This is a genomic window from Pedobacter sp. PF22-3 (assembly GCF_026239555.1).
In the GTDB taxonomy this organism is placed as follows: Bacteria; Bacteroidota; Bacteroidia; order Sphingobacteriales; family Sphingobacteriaceae; genus Pedobacter.
Genome location: NZ_JAPIVP010000009.1, coordinates 150,966 through 169,850 on the forward strand (window position 1 = coordinate 150,966; position 18,885 = coordinate 169,850).

13 protein-coding genes are annotated in these 18,885 nt (G+C 37.9%); 8 read left to right on the top strand and 5 right to left on the bottom strand.

The genetic code is table 11. The annotated features are described in order from the left end of the window. Window positions 1-33: 33 nt before the first annotated feature. The gene (locus OQX63_RS13365) at window positions 34-438 is read left to right on the top strand and encodes a hypothetical protein (protein ID WP_265851365.1); all 405 of its coding nucleotides are present in this window, start codon (window positions 34-36) and stop codon (window positions 436-438) included. A 217-nt stretch (window positions 439-655) separates the two neighbouring features. Here OQX63_RS13365 and OQX63_RS13370 read toward each other — a convergent pair whose 3' ends face one another. After that, window positions 656-1,093, bottom strand: coding sequence for a nuclear transport factor 2 family protein (locus tag OQX63_RS13370; RefSeq protein ID WP_265851366.1), 438 nt, complete (start codon window positions 1,091-1,093; stop codon window positions 656-658). A 213-nt stretch (window positions 1,094-1,306) separates the two neighbouring features. Between OQX63_RS13370 and OQX63_RS13375 the strand changes: the two genes are divergently transcribed. From OQX63_RS13375 to pbpC, 3 genes are all read left to right on the top strand, one after another. After that, on the top strand, window positions 1,307-6,898 hold the full coding sequence (locus OQX63_RS13375) for an alpha-2-macroglobulin family protein (protein ID WP_265851367.1): 5,592 nt from the start codon (window positions 1,307-1,309) through the stop codon (window positions 6,896-6,898). A 144-nt stretch (window positions 6,899-7,042) separates the two neighbouring features. After that, on the top strand, window positions 7,043-7,186 hold the full coding sequence (locus OQX63_RS13380; RefSeq protein WP_265851368.1) for a hypothetical protein: 144 nt from the start codon (window positions 7,043-7,045) through the stop codon (window positions 7,184-7,186). Between the two features lie 227 nt (window positions 7,187-7,413). Beyond that, entirely contained in the window at window positions 7,414-9,786 is a 2,373-nt protein-coding gene (pbpC, locus tag OQX63_RS13385) for a penicillin-binding protein 1C (protein ID WP_265851369.1), read from the top strand. Between the two features lie 1,082 nt (window positions 9,787-10,868). On the opposite strand, the gene OQX63_RS13390 is transcribed toward pbpC, so the two are convergent. Next, on the bottom strand, window positions 10,869-11,561 hold the full coding sequence (locus OQX63_RS13390) for a lysoplasmalogenase (RefSeq protein ID WP_265851370.1): 693 nt from the start codon (window positions 11,559-11,561) through the stop codon (window positions 10,869-10,871). A gap of 129 nt (window positions 11,562-11,690) precedes the next feature. After that, window positions 11,691-12,191, bottom strand: a complete 501-nt coding sequence (locus OQX63_RS13395) for a very short patch repair endonuclease (protein WP_265851371.1) — start codon at window positions 12,189-12,191, stop codon at window positions 11,691-11,693. A 442-nt stretch (window positions 12,192-12,633) separates the two neighbouring features. On the opposite strand from OQX63_RS13395, the gene OQX63_RS13400 reads away from it, so the two are divergent. Continuing rightward, on the top strand, window positions 12,634-13,266 hold the full coding sequence (locus tag OQX63_RS13400; RefSeq protein ID WP_265851372.1) for a phosphatase PAP2 family protein: 633 nt from the start codon (window positions 12,634-12,636) through the stop codon (window positions 13,264-13,266). A gap of 174 nt (window positions 13,267-13,440) precedes the next feature. Next, window positions 13,441-14,103, top strand: a complete 663-nt coding sequence (locus OQX63_RS13405) for an HAD family hydrolase (RefSeq protein WP_265851439.1) — start codon at window positions 13,441-13,443, stop codon at window positions 14,101-14,103. 66 nt (window positions 14,104-14,169) lie between these two features. On the opposite strand, the gene OQX63_RS13410 is transcribed toward OQX63_RS13405, so the two are convergent. Next, on the bottom strand, window positions 14,170-15,342 hold the full coding sequence (locus OQX63_RS13410; protein WP_265851373.1) for an aldose epimerase family protein: 1,173 nt from the start codon (window positions 15,340-15,342) through the stop codon (window positions 14,170-14,172). 377 nt (window positions 15,343-15,719) lie between these two features. On the opposite strand from OQX63_RS13410, the gene mgrA reads away from it, so the two are divergent. Together mgrA and OQX63_RS13420 are read left to right on the top strand one after the other, a co-directional pair. Then, on the top strand, window positions 15,720-16,709 hold the full coding sequence (gene mgrA / locus OQX63_RS13415; protein WP_265851374.1) for an L-glyceraldehyde 3-phosphate reductase: 990 nt from the start codon (window positions 15,720-15,722) through the stop codon (window positions 16,707-16,709). A gap of 114 nt (window positions 16,710-16,823) precedes the next feature. Beyond that, the gene (locus tag OQX63_RS13420) at window positions 16,824-17,765 is read left to right on the top strand and encodes a cation diffusion facilitator family transporter (RefSeq protein ID WP_265851375.1); all 942 of its coding nucleotides are present in this window, start codon (window positions 16,824-16,826) and stop codon (window positions 17,763-17,765) included. A 190-nt stretch (window positions 17,766-17,955) separates the two neighbouring features. Here the strand turns inward: OQX63_RS13420 and OQX63_RS13425 are convergent, their stop codons facing one another. After that, window positions 17,956-18,885: an NADP-dependent oxidoreductase gene (locus tag OQX63_RS13425; RefSeq protein ID WP_265851376.1), complete on the bottom strand. Its 930-nt coding sequence runs from the start codon at window positions 18,883-18,885 to the stop codon at window positions 17,956-17,958.

Sequence of the window (18,885 nt, forward strand, 5' to 3'; positions counted from 1 at the left end):
TTAACCGATTAGCAGTTTAAACAGTTAACCCAGTTGAAAGCAGATTTACCAGAAAATACAGTTGAAGATATCGCCATGGCCGTGGTACTAATGGGCGAAACACCTGAAGTAAAAAGCTGGACGGTTTATCTCGTTAACCTAAAAAACGAAGCCATAACCAATGTGTTGATCAGTTCTAAAGGTTACGGTGAAAAGGACGGAAAACAGGTTAAAACTTCTGTATTGAGACACTTTGTTGGCGATATGAAAGCAAATTCTTTTGCAGGAGTAGAAGCCATTGATCCAGAGGTTTTTGGTTTAACCAATGAATACTGGCTAAGCTATTACATAGGCAGTACCATTTACGACAAAAAATTTATTTTCTTGCCCGAAAGCATCATAGACTCCAACCTGATCAAGATACCTTTAGTAAATAAACCTGGTGTGATGATAAAATAGTTGAGAGTTTGGAGTCCCTCTCCCTAGTTTTAAAATAAAGTTATTATTTCGGAACTATTACCCATTTTATAGTATGGGGATGAAATTGGACACATCGATATTCAACCAAAACTAACAACTCCGAACTGCAAAGTCCAAACTATCCTAAGGCATTTTAACTATCTAAGTGGTTCTGCGCCCAGAACTGAAAACGCCCAACTGAAAACTGAAAACTATTCTAAGGTACCTTAACCGCTTGCCTACCAAGCAATTTCCAACCAGTCTTTTCTTTACTCCAGATTAAAAGAATATATAAATTTACACTCCCTCTTACGCCCTTATCATTGGTTTCTGCCATTAACTTATGCCTTACCAGCGCTGTATTTCCCTGAATAATTGTTTTTGGATCGCCCAGCGTAATATCTTCTAGAAAATCAGATTCACCAGAAAGCAGCGAATGCATAAATTCTTGTTTAGTTTGCACTTTCCCGCTGGAGTGGCCATAACTCAAATTATGGAGTAACAACTTATCTAAGCCCAGGCTATCGGGATTAATCATTAAGCCAATAAGTTTATCTACCGCTTCGTTAACTTCTTTTTCTGCATTCGTTTTTTGTGCATAGCAAAAAGTTGTAGAAATTAGTAAACACGAAAGAATTAAAAGTTTCCTGATCATATCTGGTCATTTAAGGTTGATGAAGTAAACTTATCCAAAAGCACTTAAATGAGCAACATATTCGTTATAATTTTCAACATTATTTCTTTTAACATCGATTTTAGCTAATTTTCAAATGAAATATGGATTTGCGGTTAAAACGCATCAATTACGGCATGGCAATTGCTCCAACCGCTGCATTATATTGCTCATTTATCTTAACGAATTTCATTTATGGAACAACCATCTACCTATCAATCGTCCTCAAAAAAGAAATTTATTTTTATTGGCCTGCTTGCTGTTTCGATAGCGGCAATTGTATTTATTTATTTTAATAGAAAAAAGAAAAGCTTCGAAGAAAATCAGGCTTACGCGAAATATATCGAAGCTTATACTTCCGGTACCATTTCTAAAAAAAGTTTCATCCGGGTTCACCTGGCCAATGCTGCAACAGGCATGCAGGATCTGGGTAAAGCAGATACACGCGAGCTTTTCGACTTCTCTCCTTCTATCTCGGGAAAAACCTTTTGGATAGACCCTCAAACCGTTGAGTTTAGACCTGATGAAAACCTTAAACCTGGTAAAAATTACGAGGCTACCTTTAAACTTTCGGAAGTTTCGGCTACAGAAAAAGGTCTGGAGGATTTCGATTTCGATTTTAAAGTAATTACCCCAGGGCTAATGCTCTCTCAAAACGGATTGGTTTCACAGAATAATACTTCTTTGGATTATATGAAACTTACCGGCGAGGTAACCACTGCCGATGTGGAAGAAACCAGTAAAATAGAAAAAACGCTTTCGCTGGATTTTGATCAGAAATTAAAAATCAAATGGCAGCACGACCCTGCTAAAAATAGTTCTAAATTCACCATCGATAGCATCAAAAAGACGGGCAACGATCAAAATCTAAAAATAGAATGGAATGGTGATGCTATTGACGCAGATCAAAAAGGTGAAGTAGAAGTTCGTGTTCCCGCAGTAAATAAATTCGAAATCCTGGATATGAAGGCCATTCAGGGTGAAGAGGATTATGCTTTAGTGCAGTTTTCAGAACCGATTGGTGTTGGCCAGGATTTAACGGGTATGATTACACTGGGCAATCTAAGCGATGTTAGGTACACCATTGATGCCAGTCAGGTTAAAGTGTATGCCCCAGAAGAATTAAAAGGCAACTATACCTTAAGTGTTAATGCCGGGGTTGAAAATATCAATGGCAAAACATTAACAAGTGGTAAAGTAGCCAATCTTGTTTTTGAAGATAAATTACCTGCGGTTACCATTGCCGGTGCAGGCACTATTTTACCGAATTCAGGAAAATTGGTTTTACCTTTCGAGGCGATTAATTTAAAGGCCGTTGATGTGACGGTGATCAAGATTTACGAGAATAATATCCCTCAGTTTTTTCAAACCAATAGTTATAAAGATGGTAACGAATTGCGCAGGGTGGCGAAACCTATTCTACAAAAAACGGTACGGTTAGATGAAGATAAAGCACTTAACCTTCACAAAAAGAACCGCTTTACACTTGATCTTGATAAAATGATCCGTACAGAACCAGGCGCAATGTACAGGGTTACCATTGCTTTCAGACAGGAATACAATGCTTACAACTGCAAAACCGGAGAAGAAAAAACCGATGGTAGCGACGAAGATGCAGAATATGGTGATAACGAAGGTTATGGTGAAAAAATTGATGAGGATGATGATTTCTGGCAGCGCTACAACAACTATTACCCGCGAAATTACAAATGGAATGATAAAGACAATCCATGTACACCATCTTTTTATACCAACGAGCGCTGGGCCAGCAGAAACTTAATTGCTTCTAATATAGGTTTGGTAGCCAAACGTGGGAATGATAACAGCATGTTAATTGTGGCAACCGATTTATTAACCGCAAAACCATTGAGTGGTGTAAACCTGGAGTTAATGGATTATCAGAAACAGATCATCTTTACGACTAAAACTGATGGTGATGGTTTTGCCAGATTTGACCTGAAAAGACAGCCGTTTTTATTGATCGCTAAAAATGGATCAGAACGTGGCTACCTTAAATTAGACGATGGTAGCTCATTGCCTTTAAGCAGGTTTGATGTAGGTGGCGATGTAGTACAAAGCGGCTTAAAAGGCTTTATTTATGGAGAACGTGGCGTTTGGCGTCCGGGTGATAGTTTATTTGTTTCTTTTGTTCTGGAAGATAAACTCAAAAAACTGCCGGCCAATTATCCGGTAACCATGGAGTTCTATAATCCAAAAGGTCAGCTTTACAAAAGATTGATTAATGGCAAGCCTTTAAATGGATTCTACACCTTTAAAACCGCAACAGAAAGTACTGCGCCAACCGGTAACTGGATGGCCAAAGTGAAGGCTGGTGGTGCAACATTTACCAAAACCTTAAAAATTGAAACCATCATGCCAAACCGTCTGAAAATTGATTTCAACATTGGCAATAAAACATATTTAAGCACAGGAACTTCTGCCGCTACCCTATCTGCCAAATGGTTATTTGGTGCGGTTGCACAAAATTTAAAAGCAAAGGTTGATGTGAACTTAAACACCACTGAAACTAAGTTTAAAGGCTTTGAAGGTTTCAGTTTTGATAATCCTACGGTTAACTTCCAATCGCAGGTTAAAACCATTTTTGAAGGTACTTTAAACCAAAACGGTACCGCTCAGATCAACACCAACCTAAACGAGAACAATACTGCTCCTGGTGTATTGAGGGCAAACTTTACAACCAAGGTTTTCGAACCTGGAGGTAATTTCAGTATCGATAATTTTAGCATTCCTTATCATGTGTATAACAGTTATTTGGGTATCCGCACCGAAAAAGGCGACCGCTTAAGCGGTATGCTGGTTACCGGAAAAGAACATAAAGTTGAAATTGTAAATGTAAATACCGACGGGAAACTATTGATTGGCACCAAAACCGTTACAGTAGAACTATATAAAACCCAATGGCGCTGGTGGTGGGAACAGGATGACCAGTATACGTACGCCAACTTTACCCAAAACCAATACAACAAATTAGTTGAAACTCATCAGGTAAACTTATTTAACGGAAAAGGAAGCTGGAATTTGCGTGTTGACGAACCAGAATGGGGCCGTTATTTAATTCTGGTACGCGATGTAAATGGCGGACATGTTACCGGAAAATCGGTTTACATCGATTGGCCAGGATGGGCTCAGCGCGAACAAGGCAGTAATCCAACAGAGGCCTCAATGCTATCTTTTACAGCTAATAAAGAAAAAATCACCGTCGGAGAAGATATCACCTTAACTATACCAACAGGTAAAAATGGAAGAGCACTCATCTCGATTGAAAATGGAAGCCGCGTATTAAAAACCTTCTGGGTAGATACCAAAGCTGGCCAAACACAATTTAAATTCAAGGCAGAGAAAGAAATGGCCCCTAATGTTTTTGCCAACATTACTTTATTACAACCCCACGCACAAACCGTTAACGATTTGCCAATTAGAATGTATGGTGCTATTCCGCTTTCTATTGAAGATCCGCAAACGATATTAAAACCGACCATCAAAATGGCCGATAAAATTAAACCGGAAACTGAAAACACCATCACCGTGGCCGAGCAGAACGGTAAAGCGATGACTTATACCATTGCGCTGGTTGATGAAGGTTTGCTTGACTTAACTCGATTTAAGACACCAGATCCGCATGGTGCATTTTATGCCCGCGAAGGTTTAGGCGTTAAAACATGGGATTTATTTGACTATGTACTTGGCGCATGGGGTGGAAACTTAGAACGTATTTTAAGTATTGGCGGTGATGGTAGCATCAACAAAAACCTGAATCCAGCAAAAGCCAACCGTTTTAAAGCAGTAGTTAAATTTATGGGGCCATTTACTATTGGTAAAGGCGAAAGTAAAACGCACAAATTTAAATTACCACAATACATCGGTGCGGTAAGGGCAATGGTAGTTGCCGGACAAGATGCGGCATATGGCTTTGCTGAGAAATCGGTTCAGGTTAAAAAACCTTTAATGGTGTTGGCTACCTTGCCAAGGGTTATTGGTCCTGGTGAAAGTTTCACGTTACCGGTAACTATTTTTGCTACTGAGAACAACCTTAAAAATGTATCGGTACAACTGCAGGCAAGCAATTTAATTGTTCAGGGCAGTAACAAGCAACAGCTTTATTATAAACAAACAGGCGAACAGATGACCTATTTTGAGGTGAAAGCACCAAATACAGTAGGTATTGCCAAAGTAAAAGTGATTGCACAAAGCGGCGCTGAAAAAACAGTTTACGATGTAGAAATGGATATCAGAAATCCAAACCCTTATGTAACCAATGTAGTTTCTGCAACCGTTCAGCCACACACCAAATGGGCTGTAAATTATTTACCGATTGGGATGTCGGGTACCAATTCTGGTTCGCTAGAGGTATCTTCTATCCCGGCGATTAATCTTGGCAAAAGATTGAGTTACCTCATTCAATATCCACATGGCTGTATCGAGCAGACTACTTCTGGCATATTCCCTCAGTTATTTTTAGATCGGTTAAGCCCATTGAACGAACAACAGAAAGCCAAAACAGAGAAAAATATCAAAGCAGGAATAAACAGGCTGAAAGGTTTCCAAACTACAGATGGCGGTTTATCTTACTGGCCCGGAGAAGGTACATCTGATGAATGGGGAAGTAATTATGCCGGTCATTTCTTAATTGAGGCACAAAATGCGGGGTATACGCTACCTGTTGGTCTTTTAGATGAACTATTACGCTTTCAAAAATCAAAAGCCACAAACTGGGCACCTAATAGTAATAATTTTTATGGTGGGGATTTATCGCAAGCATACCGTTTATATATGCTCGCGCTAGCTAAAAAACCAGAAATGGCTGCCATGAACCGGTTAAAAGCATTCCAGTATTTATCTGTGGCAGCGAAATGGCGTTTGGCAGCGGCTTATAAACTTGCCGGACAAAATGAGGTAGCACAAAATATGATCAGAGGTTTAGATACATCTATACAGGCCTACAAACAATTGGGTGGAACTTATGGCTCTGATGTGCGTGATGAAGCTATGATTTTAGAAACGTTGACCCTACTTGGTCAGAAAGCAAAAGCCGCAGGTTTATTGCAGCCTTTAGCAGCTAAACTAGGCGAAAACACCTGGTATAGCACGCAAACAACGGCTTATAGTTTGCTGGCTATTGCTAAATTCTGTGGATCAAACCAATCGGCAAATAAACTGCAATATCAATACGTACTGGATGGAAAGTCAGCTCCTGTTAATTCAAATCAATATATTAATAGTACGCCTGTAACCTTTAAAGGAAATACCGCTTCGGTTACTAATAATGGAAACAATGTACTTTTTGTTCGTTTGGTTTTAGAAGGACAACCAGTTGCTGGTCAGAATAACTTTTTACCTAACCGTCCTGATGTTTTAGATATGAGCGTAACCTACAAACGTTTAAATGGAAAAGTTTTAGATCCTACTACCTTAAAACAAGGAACAGATTTTTATGCAGAGGTAACGGTAAAAAATCCTGGTCGGATGGGCTACTACGAACAGATGGCATTAACGCAGATTTTCCCTTCGGGATGGGAAATTATCAATACACGTGTAAATGATAACCAAAGTATCTTGGCTTCATCTCCTTTCACCTATCAGGATATCAGGGATGATCGTGTTTTCACTTATTTTAATGTAAGAGAAGGCGAAAGTTTGGTATATAAGGTATTGCTTAATGCCTCTTACCTGGGCAAATACTATTTATCGGCAGTTCAATGCGAAGCGATGTATAATAATGATATTTCGGCAACCGAGGCAGGAAAATGGGTACAGGTGGTGAAGTAGTTTATTGCTAATGGTTCGTGGAGACACGAACCATGGCATTTAGTTCAAGCAACGGTTCTACCAAAGCATCGGTTTGTGTCTTCACAAACCGAAATTTAAACTATTTATTACCTAAATTTTTCAACAAAAATAAAGCTAATATCAATGGATAAATTATTTGAAGCCAGAAGAAAGAATTATATCGAAATTGGAAAAATTTATTTCTGGACAGCAACCATCAATAAGTGGCAAAAATTGCTCAGCCTCGGTTCGTGTCTCCACGAACAGAAATTTATAAAAATTAAATGAACGAAACGCAAGAATGGTTAGTGGAGACACGAACCATGGCGATGGAAAAGGACGGGTTGAGGTTATAATTATTGAATAAAAAAAAACAAAACCATTTTGTAGCGAGATGCTACGACTAGAATAGCTACGACTTAAAAATACAAATATTGCATGTCCTAGCGAGACGCTAAGATTAGAGTTAGCCTTGGTCCGTGTCCCCACGGACCGAAATTTATATTAACAATTAAATGAACAGAACACCAAAAGCTTTCCTCATTTCCGATTTTATATGCTTTGCATTGCTTTTGGTTTTTCTTTTTTCGCTGCCATCAAAACTTTTCAAAACACCTACCTCCTATGTTATCGAGGCCAGCAATGGTAATTTATTAAGTGCAGCAATTGCGAGCGACGGACAGTGGCGTTTCCCTGTAGCTGATAGTGTTCCCGTAAAATTTAAGGATTGCATTATTGCTTTCGAAGATAAAAGATTTTATAACCACTTTGGCGTAGATATATTGGCCATGAGCCGAGCCTTGCGACAAAACTGGCGAGCTAAAAGTGTGGTAAGCGGTGGTAGTACATTAACCATGCAGGTAATCCGTTTATCACGAAAACAAGACCGAACGGTTTGGCAAAAATTATTGGAAGTGATTTTAGCTTTTCGCCTGGAAATAAAATATTCAAAGGAAGAAATTATAGGTCTATATGCAGCTAATGCACCATTTGGAAGTAATGTGGTGGGATTGGAAGCTGCAAGCTGGCGGTATTATGGTCGCGATGCTAAAACGCTTTCCTGGGGTGAAATGGCCACGTTAGCTGTTCTGCCCAACAGTCCATCATTGGTTCACCCAGGCAAAAACTCGACCAGGCTTATCAAAAAAAGGAATGATCTACTGGATAAACTGGCTCAGTTAAAATACATCGATCAGGCAACCGCAAACTTATCGAAGCTAGAGCCTGTTCCGGGCATGCCTATGCCCCTGCCCCAAAATGCCCCACATCTACTGAATCGTTTTAAAATAGAACGAGCAAATCTTGAAATTGCTTCTACCAGAATTACTTCCACATTGGATGAAAATATACAATTAAAAGTTAATGCCATCTTAAAACGATACAATAACCGTTATCGGGCAAACGATATCAATAATATTTCGGCACTGGTACTTGATGCCAGAACAGGCCAGGTTGTAAGTTATGTAGGTAATATCTATCAACCAGAAAATACCGAATTGCAAAGTCATGTAGATATGATTAAAGCTCCGCGAAGCCCTGGTAGTACCTTAAAACCTTTACTTTATGCCAGTATGATGAACGATGGCTTCATATTGCCACATACCATAATTCCAGATATCCCTACTCAAATAGCTGGCTATTCGCCACAAAATTACGATCTTGGCTACGATGGCGCTATTGCTGCTGATAAAGCGCTGAGCCGTTCTTTAAATATTCCTGCAGTAAAAATGTTGCAGCAGTATAAGTATGAACGTTTTTATGATAAATTAAAAAAACTGGGCATAGGAACATTGAACCAGCCAGCAGATCATTATGGTTTGTCGTTAATTTTAGGTGGCAGTGAAGTTACCATGTGGGATCTGGCCAACACTTATATGGGCATGGTGAGAACACTAAACCATTTCAATACCTATAAAGGTCTTTACAATCCCGAAGATTACAAACAGGCAAGTTATTTTAACAATAAAACTAAAGAAGAAAAAGGCTATCAGCGCAATTCATTTTTAGATCATGGCGCCATATGGGCAACATTTAATGCTATGGAAGAAGTGATGCGCCCTGGAGATGAAGGTTTGTGGGAACAATTTTCCTCATCGCAAAGAGTAGCATGGAAAACCGGTACCAGTTTCGGTTTCCGCGATGCCTGGGCAGTAGGCTTAACACCAAATTATGTAGTATGCGTTTGGGTGGGTAATGCCGATGGTGAAGGCCGTCCAGGATTAGTGGGGATAGAGGCGGCTGCGCCAGTACTCTTTGATATTTTTAGATTGTTGCCCAATGGTAAATGGTTCGAAACACCTGTAACCAAACTAAAAAAACTTAACATATGTAAACAAAGTGGTTATAAAGCAGGAGAATATTGTACCGATGCGATCCAAGAACTTGTTCCGGTTGCGGGAGAAAAAACAGCCGTTTGTCCTTTTCACAAACTGGTTCATTTAGACAAAACAGGTACTTTCAGGGTTACCGATCAATGTGAAAGCACATCAGAAATGCAGCACAAAAGCTGGTTTATTTTACCACCAGCTATGGAATATTATTACAAAATAAAAAATAGCGATTATAAATCGCTCCCTTCTTTTAAAGCTGGCTGTGACCTTTCAGGTGGAAATAGTGTAATGGAAGTTATTTATCCTAAAAATAATGCGATAGTCTATATTCCATTAGAACTAGATGGATCAAGAGGTAAAATCGTAATTAATGCAGCACACAGAAATCCAGGTGCTAAAATATATTGGCACATTGATAACGAATATGTAAGCACCACCACAAATTTTCATCAATTGGCCATTACTCCGCCGCCCGGCAAACATACTTTGACCCTAGTTGATGAGAATGGAGAAAGGCTGGTACAGGTTTTTACGGTTTTGGATAAAGAAAAGAAGTAATTTCAAATGCTAGCCACATTTTCATACAGATAATGTCAAATCGCTTAACAGAAAGAAATTAAATTTACCGCAAGTTTTTACGCTTCCATATTGCATTCGATAGCTAGGGGATGTGGTTTAGAAACAAGCATTTTTGCACGCTATAACCCCATAAATAAAAAAATGCTTTTTCAAATAGTCAGCTGATTTTACAGCATAAAACATGGTAATAATTGTGGGCTTATATGCGTTTATATTCCTATATGATTTAAGATTGGGAAATGAACGTCAAGTGGTCTTGGCGGCTTTTGGCCCTGCTTTCCGTTATAAGCACCGCTGAAAAAGCGGAGGCTTTCACTACAATCAGGTTTAACAACCAAGGTTTGTGCACTGCAACCCCGCAAATGAAAAACTGCTTTTTCAAAAAAACAGCTGATTTTACAGCATAACACATGGTAATAATTGTAGGCTTATATACGCTTATATTTCTTAAATGATTTAAGATTGGGAAATGAACATTAGTGGTCTTGGCGGCTTTTGGCCCTGCTCAGTCATAAGCACCGCCTGAAAAAGCGGAGGCTTTCACTACAATCAGGTTTAACAACCAAGGTTTGCGCACCCTGCACCCCGCAAATGAAAAACTGCTTTTCAAAAACACAGCTGATTTAACCATATAACACATGGTAATAATTGTAGGCTTATATGCGCTTATATTTCTTAGATTATTTAAAACTGGGAAATGAACGTTAAGTGGTCTTGGCGGCTTTTAGCCCCGCTTTCCGTTATAAGCACCGCTGAAAAAGCGGAGGCTTTCACTACAATCAGGTTTAACAACCAAGGTTTGTGCACCCTGCAACCCCACAAATGAAAAACAGCATTGGCCATCTAGCCCCCTGATCGTTGCAGGCGGGCGGTTGCAGCGTTTACCCTGCAGCAATGAAGTACGAGGCAGCGAAGCGTATAAACAGAAAACGGGAAGAAACTTATTGATGAGCACAAACTTCGCGCTACAAATGCATCAATCATTTTTGAAATAACGTAAGTAAAAATCCAAAAAATCTGAAATCAATACATTATTCAGCCCAAATTATTGAATCAGTTAACTACACCTCTGTTCTTGTAACCACCAGCTGCCGCGAAATTGTCCCATAAACTATCAGATACTGTGCAATCATATAGGTTGCCATAATTAAAGCCCCGCTTTGTGAAATAGGCTGAGCGAATTTATTTACAGCCAAAATACCATCAGACAATAAGAAAAACAATGCCCCATATAAAATGAGTTTAAAGCTGAAAATGTTTACTTTCCCATACCGGTTAAAGGCCATAATAGCCATAACGGTAATGATAATGGCATACATTAAAACCGGAAATTGCATTGGCCCCAGTTTAGGCTGCAGGTAGAAAAACAATCCTGAACAAAAAATAGCAAAAGCACCTACAACCCATAAAAAATAGGGCGTTTTGTGATTGGGATTCGATTTATGATCAAGTGTAAATGCCCTGATATAAAAAATATGGCAGACAACAAATGCAATTAACCCATATATAAAAAAATACGGTTTATCATTTTGAAACATCAGCAAAATATCGCCTATCCATGCAAAAATTAATCCCGTAAAAATACGCTTATGAAAGCGTCCCTTTAAATTTGTACAAAGATAAAGCCACACTAAAAGCACAATAGCTATTAATGGCTTCGCAAAAGTGAGCAGTTGAATGTTATTGGCATTTTCTGCATATAACTGAACTACAAATAATAGAAAAAATATAAAAGAAAATAACTTAGTCTTCATCAGCGCTAGGATTTGCCATCTGCAAATCTAAAGGCCAAATTACGGATATTAACAGCATAGCTGCAAAAATTACGCTACATCCGATCGGTAATCTGGAAATACAGTATCAATAAGGTACTAAATAATCTATTAATCATCAAACTGCGGTATCGTAGCAGCTTTCGCGGCCTCAATGTAAAGCAAAACCTGATTAACACATGCGGTTAAATGTTCATTCACCTCATGCTCCCAAAAACGCATTACAGTATAACCTTTGGTACTTAGGTGTTGGTTAACATATTTATCGCGCTGTATATTTCTTTCAATCTTCGGAATCCAAAAACCCGAGTTTGTCTTTATAGTAGATTTCTTTTCATCCCATTTGTAACCGTGCCAAAAATCGCCATCAACAAATATGGCAAGCCTGTATTTATTGATAATCATATCTGGTTTGCCTGGAAAATTTTTAGGATGGATCCTGAACCTAACATTTTTAGCCCAAAGTGCTTGACGTAGTTTTAACTCAGGCAAACTATTTTTTGCCTTAATTTTAGACATGTTCTTACTTCGCTGTGTGGTGGTGTAAAAACCAGCACTTTCTTCAAAGCGGGGAACTTTAATATCTTCTTCTTGATATGGTTTGGGCTCCATGATTAAGAAAACCCTCAATAATTGTGAATTGTTTAAAAATTGGTACTAAAACGGGATATAGACACAAGCACCTCCTCGTTTAAAGGAGGTGGGCTTGGCCGAAGCGTTAATACAAAAAGTATAATTTGAAGTAAATTGTCGAACTTGTGCTTATTCAGTTGGCAGAAATTAATTCTGCCAACTTCGTAAGCATAGATATCCTTATTATCTGGTTCGAAGATTAAAAATCATTTCAATATCTCCCAAAAGATTATACAGATAGGTGTATTTCCTTGATGAATCGTCTAATTTTCTTGATGAATATTTTTAAAGATTTCATTATACTTATTGATAAACACAAATGCTTACAGCGCCCATTTACAGATCACACTATTTTTAAAAACTGAAACTGTTTGCATCTAGTGGAATAAAATCCATAGTTTTGGTTTTTATCACTACACCTATGCCTTTAAAACGAAATACGCTAATTTTTATACTCGCTTTACTAATTGCTGCTTTTACTTATTTAAGTTTTTTTATTGAACAACACCCCATATTTGATTTTGACATTAAAACTTCGTTATTTATTCAGCAATACCACACAGACTTGTTAGATAAACTAATGTTGGCCATCAGCTTTTTTGGCGAACTCCCCTATTCATTACTTTCGGTAGTGATAGTGGCCATTATATTTTTTCAGCAAAAATATAAACGTGAAGGAATATTCATTTCGACGGTTTTATTATCTGGATTAATTATTCTTGGTATAAAAAATGTAATTAACCGCCCACGTCCTACAGCCTTTTACGTTCGGCTGGTAGAAGTAAACCGTTTTCAAAGTTATCCAAGCGGACATGTACTTTCTTACACACTCTTTTTTGGGTTTTTAATCATTTTGATGAATACATTAAAAGATGTGCCCAAACTCACCAGAAATATCGTAACCTATATTTCAGCATTTTTAATGATTACCATTGCCCCATCCAGAATTTACCTGGGTGCACATTGGTTTACAGATACTGTTGGTGGTTTCCTATTGGGCTTGATTTGCCTTTTTCCACTTTGCTACTTTTATTTTAAAAGGAAAACAAATTAAATCTGTTTTCATGTTTTTCTTGCTGTAACGTACAGTTAGAAGCTAAAAAATTAGGGTTATAGATTTTTCGCACTGTTTTTTACCAAACCGTTTAGGGAAATAAATTTCAGTTATTTTTTTATTGAATGTATTTTGACCTATTGATAAAAAAAATCTGATAATTTTGCCACTATGATGAACGATAAACCTAAAGCATTCCTTTTTGATCTTAACGGTACCATGATTAATGATATGGCTTTTCACAACCGTGCCTGGCATGATATACTTACGCAGGATTTAGGTGCCAGCATCAGCTTTGATGCTGTTAAAAAACAGATGTATGGTAAAAACCAGGATCTGTTGGAACGTGTTTTTGGTGTCGGCCATTTCTCGCAGGAACAAATTGATCAGATTTCCATCGAAAAAGAGCATCGGTATCAGGCAGCATATAAAAAGCATTTGGCATTAATAGCTGGATTAGGAGATTTTTTGGAAAAATCAAAACAATCGGATATTCAAATGGCCATTGGCTCTGCAGCTATTCCTTTTAACATTAACTTTGTGCTCGATAATTTAAATCTCCGTTCTTATTTTAAAGCCATAGTCAGTGCTGAAGATGTGGTAAATAGCAAGCCAGATCCGGAAACCTTTACCAAAGGGGCTGAAATTTTAGGATTTCCGGCCAAACAGTGTATTGTTTTTGAAGATGCACCAAAAGGTGTTGAGGCTGCACAAAATGCAGGGATGAAATGTGTTGTGTTGACTACCATGCATACCCGCGAAGAATTTTCTGCTTATCAAAACATTATTGCTTTTATAGAAGATTATACAGATCCTGTTTTACAGGAACTTTTCTAAAAATAAATACGGCCAGCTTATTCACAGGCCGTATTCATTTTACATTATTAGCGATTACCAGAACGACTATTTCGTAAACTTGTATATCGAGCTTGTTTTATAAACCTGCCCCGGTTTTAAAACTGTTGATGGAAAAGCAGGCTGATTTGGTGAATCTGGAAAGTGTTGTGTTTCCAGAGCAATTGCCGTTCTGAAATTATCTTTGGCACCACTTTTAAAGGTATTTTTACTTTGCATAAAATTTCCGCTGTAAAACTGTAAACCAGGCTCCTGGGTATAAATATCCATTATAATGCCCGATTGGTCTCCTTTTACGGTAGCGGCATGGAACATGCCCATGGCTTTGGTTTTATTGAGCACATAATTGTGATCATAACCTTTACCAAAAGTTAACTGTTCGTTTTTATCATTTATGCGCGCACCAATGGTTGTTGCAGTGGCGAAATCGAGCGGTGTACCCTTCACCTTTTCTATTTTTCCTGTTGGGATCAAGCTAGAATCTACCGGTGTATATTCATCTGCATATATCTGCACTTCATGGTTTAAAATCTCGCCGCTTCCGTCGCCATTCAAATTAAAAAAAGCATGATTGGTTAAATTTATGACAGTAGTTTTATCAGTTGCAGCCTCATAATCCATTTTCAATTCATTATCATCTGTCAACTTATAAGTTACTTTAACATCCAAATTACCGGGAAAATTTTCATCGCCATCTTTCGACAGGTAATGCAGCACCAAAGTATTGGCATTGGGTTGGCTTGCATCCCAAACCACATATTGAAAGCCTTTTTTACCGCCATGAAGCGTATTCTGCCCATTATTGGTAAAAAGCGAATAGGTTTTGCCTTCAAGTGTAAATTTTCCCTTAGCAATACGGTTACCATAACGGCCAATTGTTGCACCAAAATAAGGCTCAGTAGATTTTTCGTAATCGCCAATGCTTTTAAAACCCACTACTACATCGACCATTTTACCATGTTTATCGGGTACCACCAAGCTAACCAGACGTCCGCCATAGTTGGTAAAAATGGCTTCGGCGCCACTCTTATTCTTTAAGGTGTATAAAGCAGTTTGTTTGCCATCAATTACTTTTTTAAAAGAATCTGCAACTAGTTTTACAACTGCTACAGCGTTGCTTTTTAAAGTATCTTTTGAGGATGAGTTTTTGGTTCCGGATTGGCAGGATGCAAATCCTACGGCGACCAGGACGCTCAATCTTAATAATAATTGTGGTTTCATAAATTATGATATTTGGTATAGATTTAGTTGTAAATATATCTCTTAATTTTACAAATAAAACGATTTAGAAGAATTAAAAAAGCATATCTAGAAAATTATTCATTAAAGAGAATAGTAACGATACGATTTGTAGAATGCTGATTGCAAAATGTGGAAGTAGAAGATAGATGATCTTTATTTTTAGTTGAAAGGAATACTTGTTTATAAATGTGGTCTAATTCCATACTAAAGTAAAACTTCTAATCGATTTTTAGTCTACCACTTGCAACAACTTGAGTACCCGATTTTCAATTACAAATTAAAAGCTGATAATAAATATTGAATACTGATTAAAATCCGCTAAAACTGATTATTATTGCGACAATCAAAACCCAAATATGAATCACATCATTTCAACCGATCGTTACGACAAAATGACCTATCGTCGTTGTGGAAACAGTGGACTAAAGTTACCTGCCATATCATTGGGCTTATGGCATAATTTCGGACACGTAAACGTTTTTGAAAACAGCAAAAACCTTATCCAAACTGCTTTTAACAACGGAATTACCCATTTCGATTTAGCCAATAATTATGGCCCGCCTCCTGGATCTGCAGAAGAAGTTTTTGGCAAAATCCTACATGAAGATTTTAAGGGTTATCGTGATGAAATGATTATTTCGAGCAAAGCAGGATATACCATGTGGGACGGTCCGTATGGCGATTGGGGCTCTAAAAAATACCTGGTTTCCAGTTTAGACCAAAGCTTAAAACGCATGAAACTGGATTATGTAGATATTTTCTATCACCATCGCCCAGATCCTGAAACACCATTGGAAGAAACGATGGGTGCTTTAAGCCTATTGGTTCAGCAAGGAAAAGCTTTGTATGTAGGAATTTCAAATTATCAGGCTGAAGAAGCTGAAAAAGCGATTAAAATTTTAAAAGATAACGGCACTCCATGTTTAATCCATCAACCTAAATATTCGATGTTTGAACGTTGGGTAGAAAATGGTTTGCTTGATGTTTTAGCGCAAAATGGCGTGGGTTGCATTCCATTTTCGCCATTGGCGCAAGGTTTACTCACTGATAAATATCTACATGGCATTCCTTCCGATTCTAGAGTGGCTACAAGTGGTATTTTTCTGAAAGAAAGTAACATTACGCCAGAGAAATTAGCTGTAATTGCCAAATTAAATGATGTCGCTCAATCGCGTGGACAAAAATTGGCACACATGGCTTTATCCTGGATATTGAAAGATAATAGAATTACTACTGTATTGATAGGCGCCAGTAAACCAGAGCAAATTACAGATTCAATTAAAGCATTAGATAATATTAAATTTAGCGAAACTGAAATTAAATTGATTGATGAAATTTTAGGCTAAGACCCTTAAAAATCGTCTTCTAGCCTTAAATATTGCGGAATGATTCATCACTTGTTCTAAAACCAAATCATATTATATGGGTTTAAGAGATGAATCTATTATATTTCTTAATTTATGGCAAGAGCCAATAATTCTATTTACAGTGCTTTAGCAGCAAATTTATTAATTGCAGTAACTAAATTTATTGCTGGGGCGTTTACCAATAGCTCTTCAATGATTGCAGAAGGCATTCACTCTACCGTTGATACAAGCAACCAGCTTTTACTGCTGTATGGCCTAAAAAGAAGTGTAAAACCACCAGACAAATCACGTCCGTTTGGTTATGGTAAAGAGTTGTATTTCTGGTCGTTTATTGTATCCATCATGATTTTTGGTTTAGGTGGTGTTGTGTCAATATCGCAAGGTATTACACACATCCGTCATCCTGAAATTTTAGGAAATCCAACATGGAACTATGTTGTATTGGGTTTATCCTTCATTTTCGAAGGTGCTTCATTACTCATAGCAATGAAAGAATTTAATAAAACACGCAAAGGTTTACCCTGGTGGAAAGCGATCATCAAAAGTAAAGATCCATCCGGCTTTTTGGTATTATTTGAGGATGGCGCTGCAGTTTTAGGATTATTGATTGTTTTTATCTTCATGGTACTCAGCCATAACTTAAACTTACCGTTTTTAGATGGTTTAGCTTCCGTTTTGGTGGGCACACTTTTAATTTTTGTATCGTTTATATTGGCAAGAGAAAGCCGCAGCCTATTAATGGGCGAAGGTTTAACTCCGGAAACACAGCAAAAAATTAAAGAACTGGCGGAGAATGATCCAGATGTAATTACGGTAATAAGTGTTTTATCTCAATACCAATCGCCCAAGGAGGTATTATTGGTGCTTATTCTCACTTTTAAAGCAGAGTTAAATACAACTGATTTAACCAATGCAATTGACAGACTGAGAGATAAAATTAAGACACAATATGATGTGGTTAAATTTGTCATGATCCAGCCACAATCAGCTGATGTAAAAGAAAATGATTTTAGTCAGGACATCAACCTGGGGTAGGATTTGCTTTTAATGAAAAGTATGCTCGAAATTGGCAAGATGCAAAGAGAGAAAGCGTGTTTCTACTATAAGCGGTTAGGTTCAATAAGATAAAGTCTAAGTATTATCGTCCTACCGAAACAGGAGGACGATAATAATGTGAATAATTCATTAATATTCAAGACTTTATTAAACCTTATAGCGTTTATTTTTAAATGACCTGCAACACAATTTTTCCTCTCGTATGCCCTTGTTCACTTTCTATTTGTGCCTGTTTTGCACTGGTAAAAGGCAAAACTTTTTCAATAACGGGTTTAACTTTTCCTGAATCGATCAAACTGGCAATTTCCGCTAATTGAGCAGGAATGGATTGTGCCATAAAACCAATCAGGTGAACTTTTTTAGCTTTCGCTTCAGCCACAAACTCGGGCATTAAAGTAGTAACTACCCGACCACCTTCTTTTAATATATTTAATGATTTAAGCTGCGTTTCTTCCCCAATGGTATCCAAAACGAGATCTACATCTTTTAATATAGACTCAAAATCTTCCATTTTATAATCTATAATTTCATCAGCACCTAAACGCTTCAAGAAATCAGCATTGCTATCTGATGCCGTACCGATTACATATGCACCTTTCCATTTCGCAAATTGTACCGCATAAATTCCTACCCCACCTGCTGCTGCGTGGATCAACACTTTTTGACCGGCTTTTAGCAAACCATGATCGAATAAGCCTTGCCATGCAGTTAAACCTGCCAATGGCACAGCAGCTGCCTCTGTGTGTCCTATGCTGGTGGGTTTAATACTGATGATATTGGATTTTACTACGATATACTCAGCATAAGCACCATTTTTTGTAGGATCTGGTCTGCCGTATACCTCATCACCTTTTTTAAAGGCACTTACTTTTTCGCCTACTTCTTCAATGGTGCCAGAAACATCCCAGCCCATGGTGAGCGGTAATTTAGCCGGGAATTTATCTGCACGGTGTCCCTCCCTAATTTTCCAATCAACCGGATTAACACTGGTTGCATGCACTTTAATTAATACTTCATCTAACGCTGGTCGGGGCATCGGGATATCATCAATTGATAAAACTTCCGGACCGCCAAACTCATGGATTCTAACTGCTTTCAT

Coding starts and splice junctions, on each gene's coding strand:
- OQX63_RS13420 (WP_265851375.1), top strand. CDS start 16,824: ATGGCAAGAGCCAATAATTCTATTTACAGTGCTTTAGCAGCAAATTTA.
- OQX63_RS13405 (WP_265851439.1), top strand. CDS start 13,441: ATGAACGATAAACCTAAAGCATTCCTTTTTGATCTTAACGGTACCATG.
- OQX63_RS13370 (WP_265851366.1), bottom strand. CDS start 1,093: ATGATCAGGAAACTTTTAATTCTTTCGTGTTTACTAATTTCTACAACT.
- mgrA (WP_265851374.1), top strand. CDS start 15,720: ATGAATCACATCATTTCAACCGATCGTTACGACAAAATGACCTATCGT.
- OQX63_RS13395 (WP_265851371.1), bottom strand. CDS start 12,191: ATGGAGCCCAAACCATATCAAGAAGAAGATATTAAAGTTCCCCGCTTT.
- OQX63_RS13375 (WP_265851367.1), top strand. CDS start 1,307: ATGGAACAACCATCTACCTATCAATCGTCCTCAAAAAAGAAATTTATT.
- pbpC (WP_265851369.1), top strand. CDS start 7,414: ATGAACAGAACACCAAAAGCTTTCCTCATTTCCGATTTTATATGCTTT.
- OQX63_RS13380 (WP_265851368.1), top strand. CDS start 7,043: ATGGATAAATTATTTGAAGCCAGAAGAAAGAATTATATCGAAATTGGA.
- OQX63_RS13390 (WP_265851370.1), bottom strand. CDS start 11,561: ATGAAGACTAAGTTATTTTCTTTTATATTTTTTCTATTATTTGTAGTT.
- OQX63_RS13410 (WP_265851373.1), bottom strand. CDS start 15,342: ATGAAACCACAATTATTATTAAGATTGAGCGTCCTGGTCGCCGTAGGA.
- OQX63_RS13400 (WP_265851372.1), top strand. CDS start 12,634: ATGCCTTTAAAACGAAATACGCTAATTTTTATACTCGCTTTACTAATT.
- OQX63_RS13425 (WP_265851376.1), bottom strand. CDS start 18,885: ATGAAAGCAGTTAGAATCCATGAGTTTGGCGGTCCGGAAGTTTTATCA.